This window comes from Paraburkholderia nemoris (assembly GCF_905221015.1).
Classification (GTDB): Bacteria; Pseudomonadota; Gammaproteobacteria; order Burkholderiales; family Burkholderiaceae; genus Paraburkholderia; species Paraburkholderia nemoris.
In genome coordinates this window covers 55,234-72,478 of the sequence record NZ_CAJNBO010000008.1, presented here as the reverse complement: position 1 = coordinate 72,478, position 17,245 = coordinate 55,234, and the positions used below count along the sequence as shown (strand labels likewise).

Here is a 17,245-nt window from a genome sequence, read left to right as displayed (position 1 = left end):
TTGCACTCCCATCAGTTGAGCCGCGTTGTATGACGGCTCGATCGTAGCGCCGCGGGCGACTGCGGCACGAGGTCCAATCGGACTATCCGGCGTACGAAAGCGCGGCGAAATAAGTGGCGAAATGCGGCTCCGGAGCACCTTCGATCAAAGCATCTACATCAAAGCGCACACCGTTAATCCAAATAGACGATGCCGGCCCGCACGCGCGAACTGAAACTTCATTCCGTGGACCGTCACGATCATCGTAGGAATCGGTGGGTCGGGAGCGGACCGCCCGTTTCAGCACAGTCCAAAATTCATGGAGACGCACGCAATGAAGTTTTCTCTGATTTACGAAGCCCAGACCACGGACGCTTCGCGGGAAGGCGATCACCGGGTATTCAAGGAGACCGTCGAGCAGGCCTTGCTCGCCGAACAGATGGGTTTCGATACCGTCTGGTGCGTCGAACACACGTCGCTGACGAACTACGCGCACATGAGCGCCCCCGAAACCTTCCTCGCGTATCTGGCCGGCCGCACCACCCGCATTGGCCTCGGCCACGGCGTGATCTGCCTGCCGCCCGCGATGAATCACCCGATCAAGGTGGCCGAACGTGTGTCCATGCTCGACATTCTGTCGGGCGGCCGCGTGCATTTCGGCGTCGGCAAAGGCGGCAGCCAGCAGGAAGCGGGGGCATTCGGCTACGACCTCGCCGAGCTGCAACCGATGATCGACGAATCGATGTACCTGGTGCCGAAGATGTTCGTGCAGGACGAGATCGAGCACGACGGCAAATACATCAAGATTCCTAAACGGCCGATTCACCCGAAGCCGTTCCAGGACCCGCATCCGCCGATGTATATGGCATGCACCAACAACGACGGCTTGCTGCGCGCCGGACAACGCGGTCTGGGTGCGTTGGTGCTTGGCTTCGGCGGTCCTGATGAAGTCGCGAAGAAAAATGCCCTGTATCGCGAGGCATGGGCGACCCGCAAAGCCGAAGACCAGGTCGGTTTCCGTCCGACGCAGCATCTGGCAGCGCTGTGCCCGACCGTGGTGCTGAACGACGGCCAGCAAGCCCGCAAGATCGGTATTCGCGGTCAGCGCTACTTCATGGAGTCGCTGGCGTACTGGTACACCGGCGGCGAGCGCCCGAATCCGGATAGCTGGGGCGATGACCTCGTGAAGGGCAATACCGGCGAAATGGTGATCCGTTCGCGCTTCGCATCGGAGGAGGTGGTGGTCGACTTCAGCGATCCGGCGCTTTCGATGATGAACCCGAATCACGCCTACGGCACCGTCGACGATTGCATCGGCTATGTGGGCCGGTTGATGGAAGCGGGTGTGGATGAAGTGCTGTTCCTCTGCCAGATGGGTACGGTGTCCCAGGAAGCACAGCTCGAAACGATTCGCAACATCGGCGAGCACGTGATTCCGTACTTCAATCGCCTGAAGGCCGAGAAGCAGAAGGCGCCGGTCGCCGCATAAGGCCGTTACATAAGAGCGCGCGAGGCGGGCGTCGCTAGTCCCTTCAGACGATGCGACGCCGCAGCCGCGGCTCGAAGATGAACCCAACAAAACAGGCGCGACACCCATCTCGCGCGCCATCATGGAGACAGCCGTGCATCGCGACAACGATTCGAAAGCCCTTGCAGCCGAACTGATCGCCCGCGCCGAAGCGCTCGCGCCGGTACTCGCCGGGCGTGCCGTGCAGGCCGAGGCGAATGGCCGGATTCCCACTGAAACCGTGGCCGATTTTCAGGCGGCCGGCTTTTTCAAGGTGCTTCAGCCGAAGCGTTACGGCGGCTACGAGCTCGATCCGCAGACCTTCTTCGAGATTCAGATGGCCGTGGCGCGCGGCTGTATGTCGACCGCGTGGGTGTACGGCGTGGTTGGCGTGCACAACTGGCAACTGGCGCTATTCGACGAACGCGCGCAGCAGGATGTGTGGGGCAAGGATCAAAGCACGCTGATCGCGTCGACCTATATGCCGGTGGGCCGCGTGACGCCCGTTGAAGACGGCTTCCGCCTGTCCGGGCACTGGAAGTTTTCCAGCGGCAGCGAACTGTGCGAATGGATCTTTCTCGGCGCGCTGGTGCCGCCGGCGAAAGAAGGCGAACCGCCGGAGTACCGCACCTTCCTGCTGCCGAAAAGCGATTACACGATTGAACAGGATTGGGACGTGCTGGGCCTGCGCGCGACCGGCAGCCACGACATCGTGGTGAACGATGCGTTCGTGCCGGACTATCGCACGCACAAGGCCATCGACGGCATGATGGGCACGAGCCCCGGCCTCTCAGTCAACGATGCGCCTCTGTTCCATCTGCCGTTTGCGCAGATCTTCGTACGGGCGGTGTGTACTGCGTGCATCGGCGCATTGCAAGGCGCGCTGGACGACTTCACGTCCTACGCGGCGACGCGCGTGAGCGCCAACAGCGGCGCGAAAACCACCGACGATACCGGCGCGCAAACCGCCTGCGCCAACGCGGCTGTCGCGCTCGATGAAATGAAGCTGCTGCTCAAACGCAATTTCGCCGAACTGCTCGCGGCCGCCAACGGCGGACCGGCGGTATCGATCGAGCGGCGCGTGCATTTCCGTTATCAATCCGCGCAAGTGGCTGAACGCTGCGCGCAGGCTGCCAACGCGCTGCTGCGCTACGCGGGTGGCAACGGCATTTACAACCGCAATCCGCTGGTGCGGCGCTTTCTCGATCTGCATGCGGCGCGCGCGCACTACGCCAACAACCTTGACCGCTTCGGCCAGAATCTCGGCGCCGTGATGCTCGGACGTCCGAATACCGATTTCTTCGTTTGATGGATGCCGCCATGAGCGAACAGCAAACGCAGACCTACGTGTTCGACGTGGTGGTGGTCGGCTCCGGCGCGGGCGGCATGCTGGCCGCCTGTCGCGCGGCCGACCGCGGCCTGTCCGTCGTGGTGCTCGAAAAGAGCGACGTATACGGCGGAACCTCGGCGGTGTCGGGCGGCGGCATCTGGATTCCGTGCAACCACCATATCGCCGAACTGGGCGCCACGGACACGCGCGAGGCTGCACGAACCTATATCGATGCCTGCACGAAAGGCGTGACCGCACCCGATCGGATCGATGCCTATCTCGACACCGCACCGGAAATGCTGCGCTATGTCGAAGCGAATACCCCGGTGCGTTATGAAGCGTTGCCGAAGTACGCGGACTACTTTCAGGACTTGCCAGGTTCGATGCCTGGTTACCGCGCGCTCGATCCGTTACCGGTGGACGGCGCGTCGCTCGGCGAAGAATTCGCGCGGCTACGCCTGCCTTCACCCGGAACGTTGATCGGTGGGCGAGTGGCGGTGACCTCGAAAGAGGCGCACATGCTCCTGTCTAAAGCACCGGGTTATATCGGGCTGGCGCTGAAGCAATTCGGCCGCTACTGGTTCGATCTGCGCGCACGCAGCCGCTCGCGGCGCGATCGGCGCCTGACGCTCGGCAACGCGTTGGCAGGGGGCCTGCGCCGCGCCTTGCTCGATCGCGACGTTCCGCTGTGGCTCAACGCGCCGATGAGCGAGTTGCTCGAAGCAGACGGCCGCGTAACGGGCGTCGCGGTCGAACGCGGTGGAGAAAGCGTGCGAGTGCTCGCCAGGCGCGGCGTGATTCTCGCGGCGGGCGGCTTCGAACGCAATCAGGCGATGCGCGAGCGCTATCTGCCGCGTCCCACACAAGCGCAGTGGAGTGCGACCCCGCCGAACAACACAGGTGACGCGATTGCCGTCGGCCTGAAACTGGGCGCGCAGATCGCATTGATGGAACACGTCTGGGGCGCGCCGACCGTTCACGTCGATCAGGAAGAGAAGCAGCGCGCGTTGTTCGTCGAACGCAATCTGCCGGGCTGTGTGGTCGTCAACGGACTCGGCAAGCGCTTCGTCAACGAGGCCGCGCCGTATTCGGAGTTCGTGCCGGCGATGTATCGCGACCATGCGCAAACCGGTGCCTGCGTGCCGGCGTGGATGGTGTTCGACGCGCAGTTTCGCCACAAATATCCATGCGGGCCGATCATGCCTGGCGCGATGATGCCGGACAGCCGCATCCCCGCGGCGTTTCGTTCCTTGCTCTACAAAGCTGATTCGCTCGATGCGTTGGCCGCGCAAATCGGCGTCGACGCACAAGGCCTGCGCGACACGGTGGCGAAGATGAATCGCTACGCCGCGACCGGTATCGACGAAGAGTTCGCCAAAGGCGGCAACGCCTTCGACACCTACTACGGCGATCCGGGCGTCAAGCCCAATCCGTGCCTCGCGCCGATCGAGACCGGACCGTTTTACGCGGTACGTATCGACGCGGGCGACATCGGCACCAAAGGCGGTCTCCTGACCGATGCCCGCGCGCGCGTGCTGCGCGCCGACGGTACGCCGATTGCCGGGCTCTATGCGATCGGCAACACCAGCGCGTCGATGATGGGGGCGAGCTATCCCGGCGCGGGCTCGACGCTCGGCCCGGCCATGACCTTTGGCTACATCGCCGCCAATCATCTCGCCGATAGCGAAGATGAGCGCGACGGCGTCAGCAGTATTTCAGAACCAGCACGCGCTGCCAGCAGCGAACTTCGCGGAGTCACGCCATGACTGAACCCACTTCTCACCCGTTGCGCGCCGACATGCTGCTGGCGATGCGCCGTCTCGCGCGCTCGGTCGCGGTCATCAGTTGCAGCGACGGCGAACGACGCTATTCGATGTCGGCCACCGCGGTTGATTCGCTCTCGACCGAACCGCCATCGCTGCTGATCTGCATTAATCGCACGTCGTCGATTTTTCCGCCGCTCGACAAGGGCGCGGCGTTTTGCGTGAACGTGCTCTCGGCACAGCACCAGCACATTGCCATCGATTGCAGCGGGCGCCTCAAAGGCGAGGAACGCTTCACGACCGGCAACTGGCAGACCTCGGATCATGGCGTGCCGTATCTGCACGATTCGCAGGCGAGCCTGATCTGCACGCAGGACGGGCGCTTCGATTACGGCACGCATGCGATCTTCATCGGCCGTGTCGAGCAGGTGTTGATTAGCGGCGAGGTCGATCCGCTGGTGTATGTGGACGGCATCTATACGACTGCCGCGGCGCCCATGCGCTGCGCAGCGGCATAAGCGGGCGCGCGGCGTGATGCAGAGCCCTTCGTCCGCTCAGCAGGAATCGGCCACGCCGGTCGAAACGCCGCTCGTCGTCGACGATCCCGCGTGCGTGCGTTGGGACGACGTGTGCGACGTGCTGGTCGCGGGCTTTGGTGCAGCGGGCGCGTGTGCCGCGTTGGAAGCGGCGACGGCCGGCGCGAAAGTTCGGATCGTAGAGCGATTCGAGGGCGGTGGCGCAAGCGCGAAAAGCGGCGGCGTGGTCTACGCAGGTGGCGGCACACGCTATCAAAGCGAGGCCGGCTACAGCGACACGCCCGAGGCGATGTTCGCGTACTTGCGGCAGGAAGTGGGCGACGCGGTGTCGGCGGCGACGCTCAAACGCTTTTGCGCAGGCAGCGTCGACATGTTGCGCTGGCTCGAACGCCTCGGCGTGCGCTTTGCCGCATCGGTGCCGCCGCGCAAGACGTCGTATCCGCAGAACCGCTATTACCTGTATTACTCGGGCAATGAAGCTGTAGGTGACGCCGTGCGCGAACATGCGCCGGCACCGCGCGGACATCGCGTGGTCGGCGATGGCATGTCGGGGCGCGTGCTGTACGACACGCTGCGGCGCGCGGTGGATGCGCAGCCGTTCATCGACACGCTGTGCCACGCAAGCGTGCGCCGCTTGATCACCGACCGCAGCGGGCGCGTGATTGGCGCGCAAGTCTGGCAAGTGGCGCCGGGCCGTGCCCAGCGCGCCCACCGGCGGCTCGCGCGCTGGGCGGAACGCCTGCATAACGGCGTGCCGGCATGGGCCGACCGGCTACGCGGTGCGCTCCATCGCCTCGAGCAGCGCGAGGGCCGGCTCATCACGATCAAGGCCGATGCGGTGGTGTTGAGCACCGGCGGCTTTATCTTCAACCGGTCGATGGTGGCGCATTACGCGCCGCGCTATCTGCCGAACTGGCGTCTTGGCACCACCGGTTGCGACGGCTCCGGCATCCGGCTCGGTCTGTCTGCCGGTGGCGTGGCGCAGCGGCTCGAACGCGTGTCCGCGTGGCGCTTCATCAATCCGCCGTATGCATGGGCGCAAGGCTGCGTCGTCGATCGCCATGGCGAGCGCTTCTGCAACGAGGAAGTGTATGGCGCCGCGCTCGGTCACGCGATGTGCGAAACCCGCGACGGGCACGCGTGGCTGATTCTCGATGCGCGGCTCGTGAAGCTCGCACTCAAGGAATGTGTGCGCGGCAAGCTGTGGGCGTTTCAAAGCGTACCCGCGATGCTGTTGATGCTGGCAGGCCGCAAACGCGCCCGCTCGCTGCCCGAACTGGCTGCACGCATCGGCAGCGATCCGGCGGTGCTCGAGCGAACCATCAATGCCTACAACCTGGGCGCGCTGAACGGCATCGACCGTGCGTTCGGTAAATCCGCCGCGATGTTGCAACCGCTCATATACGGGCCTTACTACGCGATCGATATTTCATCGGACAGCCGCGTTTTCCCCTGTCCATCGATCACGTTGGGTGGTTTGCGGGTCGACGAGACCAGCAATGCCGTGCTCTCTGAGCAGGGCACGCCGATCGAAGGCCTGTTCGCCGCCGGCCGGGCTGCGTGCGGACTGGCATCGAATCATTACGTGAGCGGCCTCTCGCTCGCGGACTGTATCTGGTCCGGCCGTCAGGCAGGCCGGGCCGCAGCGGGCGTGGTTCTCGCGAACACCGCCCATTCCCTGACTGAAACTGACTGACACTGAAAAGAGAGAACGAAGATGGGAGACAGACTCAAAGGCAAGATCGCCGTCGTGACTGGCGCCGCGAGCGGCGTCGGCAAACAGGACGCGTTGCTGTTCGCCCGTGAAGGCGCGCGTGTCGTGCTCACCGACGTCAACGAGGAAGCTGGCCGCGAAGTGGCCGCGCAGATCGGCGATGCCGCACTGTTCGTGCGTCACGACATTACGTCCGAGACAGGCTGGAACGATGTGTTCGGCGCGGCGCAAACGACTTTCGGCACACCGGATGTGCTGGTCAACAACGCCGCGGTGCTGTTGCTCGGCAGCATTGAAGACACCACGCTCGAACAATGGCAGCGCGTGCTGCGCATCAATGCCGAAGGCTACTTTCTCGGCTGCCGTGCGGCCGTCAAGGCGATGAAGGAGAAGGGCGGGTCGATCGTCAACATGTCGTCGGTGGCGGCGTTGGGCGGGCTCGGTATGTTCTGCGCCTACTCGGCCAGCAAGGGCGCGGTGACGGCCATGACGCGTGCGATCGCCTCGCACTGCAAGCAGCAGGGCTACAAGGTCCGCTGCAACACGATTCACCCCGACGGCATTCTTACGCCGATGACCGCGCCGTTCTTCGGCGCGGCCGACGAGACGCGCGACGCACTCACGCAGTCGATCGATCCGCACGCTCGCATGTGTCTGCCGGAAGATATCGCGAATCTGGTGCTGTTCCTTGCATCGGATGAATCGCGCTTTATCAACGGCAGCGAGTATCGGATCGACAACGCGCAGCTGATCATGGGCATTGCCTGAGTTCCCACGTCATGGCCGATTCGCGTTTTCACCGGCTCAAAGTGGCGGACGTGATCGCGGAGAGCGCCGACGCGCGCTCTTTCGTGTTCGATCTGCCGCAGGCGCTGCACGATGCATTCAGCTATCGCCCGGGGCAGTTTCTCACGCTCAAGGTGCCGTGCGCGGATGCTATTGTGCAGCGCTGTTATTCGCTCTCGAGCGCGCCCGGCATCGACCGTGCGCCGAAGATCACCGTCAAGCGGGTGCGCGATGGGCGGGTGTCGAACTGGATGTGCGACAGCATTCAGCCCGGCGACGAGCTCGACGTGATGGCGCCTGCGGGCGTGTTCACGCCGCGTTCGCTCGACGGCGATCTGCTGCTGTTCGCGGGCGGCAGTGGCATTACGCCGGTGCTGTCGATTCTCAAGTCCGCGTTGGTAAACGGGCGCGGCATGCTGACCCTGATCTACGCGAATCGGGATGCAGAGTCGGTGATTTTCAGCGAAGAGCTGCGGCAACTCGGGCAGCGGCACGCGGGACGATTGCGGGTGATTCATTGGCTCGATAGCGTGCAGGGCATTCCGCAGCAGCGTCACCTGGAAGAACTGGCGCGACCGTGGAGCATGCAGGAGTGCTTTGTCTGCGGGCCGGCGCTGTTTATGGAGAACGCGTTGGCGGCAATGTTGGCGCTGGGTTTGCCGCGAGCGAAGGTGCATGTGGAGCGGTTTGCTTCGCTGCCTGATTTGCCGGCTACGTCTGGTGTGTCAGCATTTCCTGAAGCTGGTGGCGTGCTCGCGGTATCAAGAGCGCACACGGCGTCCGAAGTGCCCGACGTGCCACCCGCATCTGAATCGTCGCCGACCGCCTCCTTCGCCAACGCCGCAATCGAAACCCTGCTCGACGGCAACACCTTCACGTTCACCTGCGAAACCGGCGAAACCTTGCTCGACGCGATGCTGCGCGCCGACGTGCCGGCCCCGAACTCGTGCCGCAGCGGTTTGTGCGGCGCCTGCATGTGCCGGGTCGAAGCCGGCAGCGTGAACCTGAATGCCAACCACGTGCTCGATGCGGCCGATCTGACCGACGGCTGGACGCTTGCCTGTAGTGCGACACCCGCCAGCGCGACGCTGCGCGTGGTTTTCCCCGACTAGGTTCGCGGTTCGCACGCGCGGCTCTCGCGTGTTGCGCTTGCCGCGAACCCCATCCATCGAATTGATCATGACGCTCAACCACATCCTGACGACGCCCGCGCTGATCGCGCGCGGCGCCGCGCGCTTCGGCACGCGCACCGCGATCGAAACAGCCCAGGGCAACCTGAGCTACGCGCAACTGGACGCGGCGCGGATCGAAGCGGCGCGCGCGCTGATGAGTTGCGGCATAGCGCCGGGCGAGCGTGTCGCGATCTGGGCGCCGAATGTCGCTGAATGGATCGTGGCGGCACTCGCGATTCACAGCGCGGGCGCGGCGTTGGTGCCGATCAACACGCGCATGAAGGGCCTGGAAGCCGCGGCGATTCTCGAGGACAGTGGCGCGCGGCTGCTGTTCTGCTGCGGCACCTTCCTCGGCGATTCGTATCCGGCCATGCTGGCCGCGCACCGTCCTGCCGGACTCGAACGGGTCGTGGTGTTTGACGGCGCGGCAGCGGATGCAAGCGACGATCGCGACGGCCGCGACGAGACGTGGGCCGCGTTCCTGATGCGCGCTGCGGGCACCTCGATGGAAGCGTTCCGCGCCCGCGAGGCGGCGGTGCGCCCTGACACGCTGATGGACATCATGTTCACGTCCGGCACGACGGGCCGCCCGAAGGGCGTGATGACGACGCACGGCCAGAACCTGCACGCAGTCCACGATTGGGCGCAGATCGCAACGCTGCGCGAGAGCGACCGCTATCTGATCGTCAATCCGTTCTTTCATGCGTTCGGCTACAAGGCGGGCTGGCTCGCGGCGTTCGCGAGCGGCGCGACTGTGCTGCCGCATCTTGTGTTCAACCCTGAGCGGGTGCTCGAGCGCATCGTGCGTGATCGCGTGTCCGTATTGCCAGGTCCGCCGACGCTGTATCACGCGCTGCTCGACATGCCGGATCTGGCCTCGCGCGATCTGTCTTCGTTGAGAGTCGCGGTGACGGGCGCTGCCGCGATCGCGCCGAGTCTGGTCGAAAGGATGCGCGCGCAACTAGGTTTCGAAACGGTGCTGACGGGCTACGGCCTCACTGAATCGTGCGGTTTCGCCGCGCTGTGCCGCAGTGGCGACGACGCCGAGACCATCGCGACCACATCGGGGCGCGCGATGCCCGGCGTAGAGATCCGTATTGCCGATACCAATGGCGATGCGTTGCCCACTGGCGCAACGGGGGAAATCCTGATTCGCGGCTACAACGTGATGCAGGGCTATTTCGGCCAGCAGGGCGCCAGTTCCGAAGCGGTTGACGATGAAGGCTGGCTGCACACCGGCGACCTCGGCACGCTCGACGAGCGCGGCTATCTGCGTATCACCGATCGTATCAAGGACATGTTTATCGTCGGCGGCTTCAATTGCTATCCGGCGGAGATCGAGCGGCTGTTCAGCGCGCATCCGGCGGTGGCGCAAGTGGCGCTGGTCGGCGTGCCCGACGAGCGTCTCGGCGAGGTGGGGCATGCGTATGTCGTGCTGCGTTCCGGCGAGCACGCAAGCCCCGAAGAACTGACCGACTGGGCCCGCAAGAACATGGCGAACTACAAGGTGCCGCGGCATCTCACGCTGGTCGATCAACTGCCGGTCAGCGCGGCCGGCAAGGTACTCAAATACCGCTTGCGCGAGGCAGTCAAAAGCGACGGAAAAGCCCACGAAAACACCGCTGAAAACACCGCTGAAAACACCGCGGCAAGCTAGTCCCAACAGACGATGTTAGCCGCCCCCGGGACCGCCAGAATAAGCCTGAGAACAACAGCTTCTGGAGGAGTCGGAGATGATCGATGTACGGGCTTTAGGCTACATCGTCGTGCAGTCGGCGGATGTCGACACGTGGCGCGGCTACGCGGAAAACGTGCTGGGCATGCAGGCGCAGGACGCAACGGACGGCGCTCTGTACGTGAAGATGGACGAGCGCGATTTCCGCTACCTGATCGTTCCGGGCGACGCCGATCGCTATTTCGCATCAGGTTGGGAACTGGCCGATGCCGCCGCATTCGACAATGCCATCCGAGCTCTCGAGGCGGCCGGCGTTGAACCGATTCGCGCCAGCGCACAGGAAACCGCGCTGCGGCGCGTGCAGGCGATGGTGTGGTGCACGGATCCCTCCGGCAACCGGCACGAGTTCTTCTGGGGCGTGCGCGCCGATTTCCGGCGCTTCGTATCGCCGCTGGGCGTGGCCGGTTTCGTCACCGGCGCGATGGGCCTCGGGCACGCCGTGCTGCCCGCACCGAAATTCGACGCGACCGATGCATTCCTGCGCGACGTGCTCGGTTTCGAGCTCTCCGACATCTTCCGCGTGCGTTTCACCGACGACCCCGCCGAGCCCGAGAAACGCATCCATTTTCTGCATTGCAAAAACGCGCGTCACCACAGCCTCGCGATCATGGACTTACCGGTGCCGTCCGGCTGCATCCACGTGATGGCCGAAGTGGATTCGATGGACGAAGTGGGCCGCGCGCTCGACCGTGTTGCGACGCAAGGCGTGAAGCTCTCCGCCACGCTCGGCCGTCATTGCAACGACCACATGATCTCGTTCTACATGAAAACGCCAGGCGGCTTCGATCTGGAGTACGGCTATGGCGGCCTGACGGTCGACTGGGCACAGCACAACGTCTACGAAGCGACGCGCGTGAGCCTGTGGGGTCATGACTTCAGCGTTGGATTCCGCTAGGCCATCGTCAGGAAACCCCGCAGAAAACTGGCAGGAAATCAGCAGGAATACAGCATGAAACCACTCGATAAAACACTCAGCGCACGCGATGCCGTCGCACAACTCGCCGACGGCATGACGATCGGCATCGGCGGCTGGGGTCCACGCCGCAAGCCGATGGCACTCGTGCGCGAGATCGTCCGCTCGAATCTGAAGGACCTCACCGTGGTTGCGTATGGCGGCCCGGACGTCGGGCTGCTGTGCGCGGCGGGCAAAGTCCGCAAGCTGGTGTTCGGCTTCGTGTCGCTCGATGTGATTCCGCTCGAGCCGCATTTTCGCCAGGCACGCGAGCAGGGCGCGCTCGACGTGTGGGAGCTCGACGAGGGTCTGCTGCAACTCGGCTTGCGCGCAGCAGCGGCACGTCTGCCGTTTCTGCCGACGCGCGTGGGTCTCGGCACCGACCTGCTGAAACACGCGCCGCATCTGCGCACCGTGCAATCGCCGTATGGCGGCGAGACGCTGCTCGCGATGCCGGCGCTTGAACTCGACGCCGCGCTGTTGCACGTGAACGCCGCGGACCGCATGGGTAACACACGCATCGACGGTCCCGATCCTTTCTTCGACGCATGGTTCGCACGCGCGGCAAAGAAGTGCTTCGTCAGCAGCGAGACGCTGGTTGAAACGCTCGCGAGCGAGGACCTCGATCTCGCGCGCCGCAACACCTTCGAACGATCGCTCGTGACCGGCGTGGTGCACGCACCGTGCGGCGCGCATCCCACTTCGTGCGCGCCGGCTTACGGCTGGGATTTGCCGCATCTGAAGACGTATTGCGCGAGTGTGGAAGATCCGCAACAAACTGCCGCTTACCTGAACGATGTAGTAGGCGCCGACGAACCGGGCTATCTGCAACGCGCAGGCGGCCGGTCCCATGTGGCGGCGTTGCCGTTGCCGATTCTGTAATGGAGCGCATATGAGCGACTCTCTCGATTATTCTCTCGCCGAATTGATGATCGCCGCGGCGGCACGCGTCTGGCGTGATGACGGCGAAGTGCTGGCAACCGGCATCGGCACGGGCCCGCGTCTGGCCGCTGGTCTTGCGCGCCTTGCGTACAACGCCGGCCTGATGCTCACCGATGGCGAGGCCTATCTGGTCGAAAGCCCGGTGCCGCTCGGACCGCGTGAAGCGGGCTATCGCGTGCAGGCGTCCGGTTTGATGACCTATGAGCGCGTGTTCGATTGTGTGTGGCACGGCAAACGTCACGCGCTGGTGATGCCCACGCAGATAGACCGCTACGGCCAGGCCAACATCTCCTGGCTCGGCGACGACTACGCCCGCCCGAAAACGCAATTGCTCGGCGCTCGTGGTTTCCCGGGCAACAGTATCAATCATGCGAACTCGTTCTTCGTCTCCGGTCATGGCAAGCGTACGTTCGTTGCCGGCGAAGTGGATATGGTGTGCAGCGTGGGCTACAACCCTGCACGCGAGATTCCCGGCATGCGTGCGTTCACCGATCTGCGCAGCGTGATTACTGACCTGTGCGTAATGGACTTCGGCGGTGTGAATCATGCGGTGCAGGTGCGCTCGCTCCATCCTGGCGTGAGCTTCGACGAAGTGCAGGACGCGACGGGTTTCGAACTTGAAAAGCATCCCGACATGCACGTGACGCCACCGCCAAGCGCGGACGATTTGCGGATCGTGCGCGCGCTCGATCCGCACAACCTGCGTGCGAGTGTCGTGCGCAACAACCCCGCGCCGCGTCGCGGGTGAGGGACATCATGCAAGCCACCCACGAAAGCGTCGTCGAATACAGCGTGAGCGATGGTATCGCCACGATCACGATGAATCGCCCCGAGTATCACAACGCGCAGAACTCGAAGATGACGTATGCGCTCGACGCCGCGTTCAAGCGTGCGTCGAACGACGATGCGGTGAAGGTCATTGTTCTCGCGGGCGCGGGCAAGCATTTCTCGGCGGGTCATGATATCGGCACGCCTGGTCGAGATATCGATCAGTCGTTCGAGCGCGCCTCGCTCTGGTACGACCATGTCGGCAAGGAAGGTGGCGAGTTCCTGTACGCCCGCGAACAGGAGGTGTATCTCGGCATGTGCCGCCGCTGGCGTGATCTGCCCAAACCGACCATCGCGATGGTGCAGGGCGCCTGTGTGGCAGGCGGCCTGATGCTGGCGTGGGTGTGCGACCTGATCGTGGCTTCGGAGGACGCGTTCTTTTCCGATCCAGTGGTACGCATGGGCATTCCAGGCGTCGAGTACTTTGCGCATGCGTATGAATTGAATCCGCGCATCGCCAAGGAGTTTCTGTTTCTCGGCGAGCGGATGGATGCGGCGCGTGCGTATCAGATGGGTATGGTCAATCGGGTTGTGCCGCGCGAGCGGTTGCAGGACGCCACCACGGAAATCGCAGCGAAGATTGCGCGCATGCCGCGGCTCGGATTGACGCTGACCAAGCAGGCTGTGAATCACGTTGAAGAGCTACAAGGCAAGCGTGCGGCGATGGACGCGGCGTTCGCATGGCACCACTTCGCGCATGCACACAACGAACTGGTGAGCGGTGACAAGCTGGGTGGGTACGACGCACGCAGGATGGCCGAGTCGCAACGACCCGGTCCCACGGCCGTCAGCGATACAAAGGCCAAAGGAGAGGCCGCATGAGCGCCACCCTGCATACGCCCTTGTGCGATCTGCTTGGTTGCCGCTATCCCATCGTGCAGACGGCCATGGGTTGGGTTGCCGATGCGAAGCTCGTCGCCGCGACCTGTAATGCCGGCGGCTTCGGCTTTCTGGCCGGCGCGACGCTCGAAGCCGAGCGCGTGGAGGCGGAAATCCTGCGCGTGAAGGAACTGACGGACAAGCCCTTCGGCATCAACTTCCATATGTTCCAGCCGAACGCGGCACAGGTGGTCGATCTGGCGATCAAGCACCGGCTGCGCGCGGTCAGCTACGGCCGCGGACCGGACGCGAAGACGATCCGCCGCTTCAAGGACGCGGGCGTGATGTGCATCCCCACCGTGGGCGCACCGAAACACGCGGCCAAAGCAGTCGAACTCGGTGCCGACGCGGTCACCGTGCAAGGCGCCGAAGGCGGTGGGCATACAGGCTCGATGCCGACTACGCTGCTGCTGCCTGAAGTGCTCGATACCGTGAACGTGCCGGTGATCGCAGCAGGCGGCTTCTTCGACGGGCGTGGCCTCGCGGCGGCGCTCGGCTACGGCGCGGCAGGTATTGCAATGGGCACGCGTTTTCTGATGGCCGCCGAATCGCCTGTGCCGCGCTCGACGCTCGCGCGTTACGTGGAGGTCAGCGATCCCGCGCAAATCCGTGTATCCGCGGCGCTGGACGGTCTTCCGCAACGAATGATCGACAACCCCTATCTGCTGCGCCTTGAAGCATTCGGCCCGTTGCGCCGCACGTTATTCGCGTTGCGCACGGCCGAAGCGTGGCGTCGTCAGAGCGGCATGAGCCTGAGCCAGATGGCCGCGCTCGGCTTCAAGGCGCTGCGCGATCACAGCTACACCGCGAGCCAGACATTGATGGCGGCGAATGCGCCGTTTCTGATCCAGCGCGCGATCGTCGACGGCGAACCGGACGAGGGCGTATTGCCGAGCGGCCAGGTCGCCGCGGTGATTGGTGCGATCGAACCGTGCGAGACCTTGATCGCACGCATCGTCGACGAAGCCGTGGCGCGGCTCGATGCACTGGCGGCGATGCGCGGCGCGCCGGCTCATGCATGAGGTAAGACATGACTCAAGACATGACGCCACGCACGACCTCATAACGCAAACCCACAAACATTCACCAGGGACGGAGACATGACAAAACCCATCAATAGCGTCCGCTCGCTGCCGTTCAGTATCGAACGCGAAGGCGGCATCGGCGAACTGGTGATCGACCAGCCGCCGGTCAATGCGCTCGACGCACGCGGCTGGCAAGCGCTCGCCGATGCGATCGACGCGCTCGGCCGCGACGACAGCGTGCGCGTGATCGTGTTGCGGGGTGCCGGGCGCGGCTTTTGCGCGGGCGTCGATATCAAGGAACTGGCTGCGCATCCCGAACGGATCGTTGCGGTCAACGCCGGCAATTACGCGACCTTTCGCGCGGTGCACCGCAATCCGAAGCCGGTGATCGTCGCGGTGCATGGTTTCGTGCTGGGCGGTGGTATCGGCATTTGCGGCGCGGCGGACGTGATCGTCGCGTCCGACTGCGCGCGCTTCGGCGTACCCGAGATCGACCGGGGCGCGATGGGCGGCGGCGCGCATTTGCAACGCATGTTCGGCGTGCAGAAGGTGCGGGCGATGTATTTCACCGGCGACATGGTCGACGCCGCTGAAGCCTACCGGCTCGGCGCAGTCGAGCGTGTGGTGCCGCGCGAGCAGTTGCGTGAGGCGGCGTTCGAGATCGCCCGCAAGATCGCCGCGAAGAGCCCCGCCATGCTGCAACTCGCGAAAGAAGCGCTGAACGGTGTCGAGGATGGCGACCTCGAAGACAAATACCGCTGGGAACAGGGCTTCACCTTGCAGGCGTATATGACGGACGACTCGGCTGAAGCCCGCTCGGCCTTCGTCGAAAAACGCGACGCGCAGTTCAGCGAGGCCGAACGCAAAACCGGAGCGCGCGCATGAAGCTCGACTACACGCCGGCACAACGCGCGTTTCGCGCCGAGATTCGCCGCTGGCTCGCGGTCCACGTGCCGCGCGAGCCGCTGCCGAGCTTCGATACTGAAGCCGGCTTTGCCGCGCATCGGGAGTGGGAACGCACGCTGCATTCGGGCCGCTGGAGCATGGTGACGTGGCCGCGCGAATTGGGCGGACGCGGTTGCGATCTGATCGAGTGGCTGATCTTTGAAGAAGAATACTGGCGCGCCGATGCACCGATGCGTGTGAATCAGAACGGCATCTTCCTGCTCGGCCCGACTTTGATGGACTTCGGCACGGAAGAGCAAAAGGCCCGCTTTCTGCCGGCTATGGCGGCCGGCGAACACGTTTGGGCGCAAGGGTGGTCGGAGCCGAACGCAGGCTCCGACATGGCTGCGATCCGCGCGAGTGCTATTCGTACCGACGAAGGTACGGGCGGCGAATACATCCTGAACGGTCAGAAGATCTGGTCGACTCGCGCGGTGTGGGCCGACTGGCTGTTCGGCCTGTTTCGCAGCGATTCGCAATCCACACGTCACCACGGCTTGACCTTTCTGATGGTGCCGCTGTCGACGCCGGGCATCACGGTGCGGCCGATCCGTCAATTGAACGGCCACACCGGTTTCGCCGAGATTTTCTTCGACGATGTGCGGGTGCCGGTCGAGAACCGTCTCGCCGGTGAAGGCATGGGCTGGCAGGTTGCCATGGCAACGGCAGGTTTCGAACGTGGCCTGATGCTGCGCTCGCCCGCCCGTTTTCAGCGTACCGCCGAGGCATTGCGCGCGCTCTATCTGGCGCATCGCACGCAAGCCGACCGCGATCCGACCTTGCGTGATCGGGTGATCAGCGCGTGGATGGATGCGCAGGCTTACGCGCTTTCCACGTACGCCACCGCGAGCCGCTTGCAGAAGGGTGGTCACATCGGTGCGGAGTCGAGTACGAACAAGGTGTTCTGGTCCGAACTCGATCTGCGTATGCACCAGACCGCGCTCGATATTCTCGGCGCGCACGCGGAGGTCGTGCCGCAAACGCAGGAGCAACACGCGGCGCTCGGCACCTGGCTCGACGGTTTTCTGTTCGCGCAGGCCGGGCCGATCTATGCGGGCACCAACGAGATCCAGCGCAACATCGTCGCGGAACGGATGCTGGGGATGCCGCGCTCGTGATGCCGGCAGCCGATGCTGCAACCCGCATTTAGCC

Annotated in this window: 15 protein-coding genes; all 15 read left to right on the top strand. The window is 64.2% G+C overall.

Going from position 1 to position 17,245, the window contains the following annotated elements:
• Positions 1-313: 313 nt before the first annotated feature.
• The 15 genes from KHO33_RS14155 (at position 314) to KHO33_RS14085 (ending at position 17,211) form a co-directional block, all read left to right on the top strand.
• On the top strand, positions 314-1,468 hold the full coding sequence (locus tag KHO33_RS14155; protein WP_200564814.1) for an LLM class flavin-dependent oxidoreductase: 1,155 nt from the start codon (positions 314-316) through the stop codon (positions 1,466-1,468).
• Between the two features lie 133 nt (positions 1,469-1,601).
• Positions 1,602-2,795, top strand: a complete 1,194-nt coding sequence (locus KHO33_RS14150) for a flavin-dependent monooxygenase (RefSeq protein WP_200564813.1) — start codon at positions 1,602-1,604, stop codon at positions 2,793-2,795.
• An 11-nt stretch (positions 2,796-2,806) separates the two neighbouring features.
• The gene (locus tag KHO33_RS14145) at positions 2,807-4,582 is read left to right on the top strand and encodes an FAD-dependent oxidoreductase (protein WP_200564812.1); all 1,776 of its coding nucleotides are present in this window, start codon (positions 2,807-2,809) and stop codon (positions 4,580-4,582) included.
• Entirely contained in the window at positions 4,579-5,097 is a 519-nt protein-coding gene (locus KHO33_RS14140; protein ID WP_200564811.1) for a flavin reductase family protein, read from the top strand. The genes KHO33_RS14145 and KHO33_RS14140 overlap by 4 nt, the downstream gene beginning before the upstream one ends.
• Before the next feature lie 16 nt (positions 5,098-5,113).
• Positions 5,114-6,811, top strand: coding sequence for an FAD-binding protein (locus KHO33_RS14135; protein WP_200564810.1), 1,698 nt, complete (start codon positions 5,114-5,116; stop codon positions 6,809-6,811).
• A gap of 21 nt (positions 6,812-6,832) precedes the next feature.
• Positions 6,833-7,597 (top strand): glucose 1-dehydrogenase, encoded by a 765-nt coding sequence (locus tag KHO33_RS14130; protein WP_200564809.1) that lies wholly within the window; start codon positions 6,833-6,835, stop codon positions 7,595-7,597.
• 11 nt (positions 7,598-7,608) lie between these two features.
• Positions 7,609-8,727, top strand: coding sequence for a ferredoxin--NADP reductase (locus tag KHO33_RS14125; protein WP_200564808.1), 1,119 nt, complete (start codon positions 7,609-7,611; stop codon positions 8,725-8,727).
• A 67-nt stretch (positions 8,728-8,794) separates the two neighbouring features.
• Positions 8,795-10,444: a FadD3 family acyl-CoA ligase gene (locus KHO33_RS14120; RefSeq protein ID WP_200564807.1), complete on the top strand. Its 1,650-nt coding sequence runs from the start codon at positions 8,795-8,797 to the stop codon at positions 10,442-10,444.
• Positions 10,445-10,520: 76 nt separating this feature from the next.
• A complete protein-coding gene (locus tag KHO33_RS14115) occupies positions 10,521-11,417 on the top strand; it encodes a VOC family protein (protein WP_200564806.1) in 897 nt (298 codons plus the stop codon).
• A gap of 54 nt (positions 11,418-11,471) precedes the next feature.
• Positions 11,472-12,356, top strand: coding sequence for a CoA transferase subunit A (locus KHO33_RS14110; RefSeq protein WP_200564805.1), 885 nt, complete (start codon positions 11,472-11,474; stop codon positions 12,354-12,356).
• Between the two features lie 10 nt (positions 12,357-12,366).
• A complete protein-coding gene (locus KHO33_RS14105; protein WP_200564804.1) occupies positions 12,367-13,164 on the top strand; it encodes a CoA-transferase subunit beta in 798 nt (265 codons plus the stop codon).
• An 8-nt stretch (positions 13,165-13,172) separates the two neighbouring features.
• Complete coding sequence (locus KHO33_RS14100) at positions 13,173-14,066, top strand: enoyl-CoA hydratase (protein ID WP_200564803.1); 894 nt, start codon at positions 13,173-13,175, stop codon at positions 14,064-14,066.
• Positions 14,063-15,145: an NAD(P)H-dependent flavin oxidoreductase gene (locus tag KHO33_RS14095; protein ID WP_200564802.1), complete on the top strand. Its 1,083-nt coding sequence runs from the start codon at positions 14,063-14,065 to the stop codon at positions 15,143-15,145. Before KHO33_RS14100 ends, KHO33_RS14095 begins: the two co-directional genes overlap by 4 nt.
• Before the next feature lie 78 nt (positions 15,146-15,223).
• The gene (locus KHO33_RS14090; protein WP_200564801.1) at positions 15,224-16,033 is read left to right on the top strand and encodes an enoyl-CoA hydratase family protein; all 810 of its coding nucleotides are present in this window, start codon (positions 15,224-15,226) and stop codon (positions 16,031-16,033) included.
• Positions 16,030-17,211 (top strand): acyl-CoA dehydrogenase family protein, encoded by a 1,182-nt coding sequence (locus KHO33_RS14085; RefSeq protein WP_200564800.1) that lies wholly within the window; start codon positions 16,030-16,032, stop codon positions 17,209-17,211. The genes KHO33_RS14090 and KHO33_RS14085 overlap by 4 nt, the downstream gene beginning before the upstream one ends.
• Positions 17,212-17,245: the final 34 nt, after the last annotated feature.

What these genes read in the sequence shown, in the direction of transcription:
- KHO33_RS14155 (WP_200564814.1), top strand. Translation starts at nt 314, where the DNA reads ATGAAGTTTTCTCTGATTTACGAAGCCCAGACCACGGACGCTTCGCGG.
- KHO33_RS14145 (WP_200564812.1), top strand. Translation starts at nt 2,807, where the DNA reads ATGAGCGAACAGCAAACGCAGACCTACGTGTTCGACGTGGTGGTGGTC.
- KHO33_RS14140 (WP_200564811.1), top strand. Translation starts at nt 4,579, where the DNA reads ATGACTGAACCCACTTCTCACCCGTTGCGCGCCGACATGCTGCTGGCG.
- KHO33_RS14135 (WP_200564810.1), top strand. Translation starts at nt 5,114, where the DNA reads ATGCAGAGCCCTTCGTCCGCTCAGCAGGAATCGGCCACGCCGGTCGAA.
- KHO33_RS14130 (WP_200564809.1), top strand. Translation starts at nt 6,833, where the DNA reads ATGGGAGACAGACTCAAAGGCAAGATCGCCGTCGTGACTGGCGCCGCG.
- KHO33_RS14125 (WP_200564808.1), top strand. Translation starts at nt 7,609, where the DNA reads ATGGCCGATTCGCGTTTTCACCGGCTCAAAGTGGCGGACGTGATCGCG.
- KHO33_RS14120 (WP_200564807.1), top strand. Translation starts at nt 8,795, where the DNA reads ATGACGCTCAACCACATCCTGACGACGCCCGCGCTGATCGCGCGCGGC.
- KHO33_RS14115 (WP_200564806.1), top strand. Translation starts at nt 10,521, where the DNA reads ATGATCGATGTACGGGCTTTAGGCTACATCGTCGTGCAGTCGGCGGAT.
- KHO33_RS14110 (WP_200564805.1), top strand. Translation starts at nt 11,472, where the DNA reads ATGAAACCACTCGATAAAACACTCAGCGCACGCGATGCCGTCGCACAA.
- KHO33_RS14105 (WP_200564804.1), top strand. Translation starts at nt 12,367, where the DNA reads ATGAGCGACTCTCTCGATTATTCTCTCGCCGAATTGATGATCGCCGCG.
- KHO33_RS14100 (WP_200564803.1), top strand. Translation starts at nt 13,173, where the DNA reads ATGCAAGCCACCCACGAAAGCGTCGTCGAATACAGCGTGAGCGATGGT.
- KHO33_RS14095 (WP_200564802.1), top strand. Translation starts at nt 14,063, where the DNA reads ATGAGCGCCACCCTGCATACGCCCTTGTGCGATCTGCTTGGTTGCCGC.
- KHO33_RS14090 (WP_200564801.1), top strand. Translation starts at nt 15,224, where the DNA reads ATGACAAAACCCATCAATAGCGTCCGCTCGCTGCCGTTCAGTATCGAA.
- KHO33_RS14085 (WP_200564800.1), top strand. Translation starts at nt 16,030, where the DNA reads ATGAAGCTCGACTACACGCCGGCACAACGCGCGTTTCGCGCCGAGATT.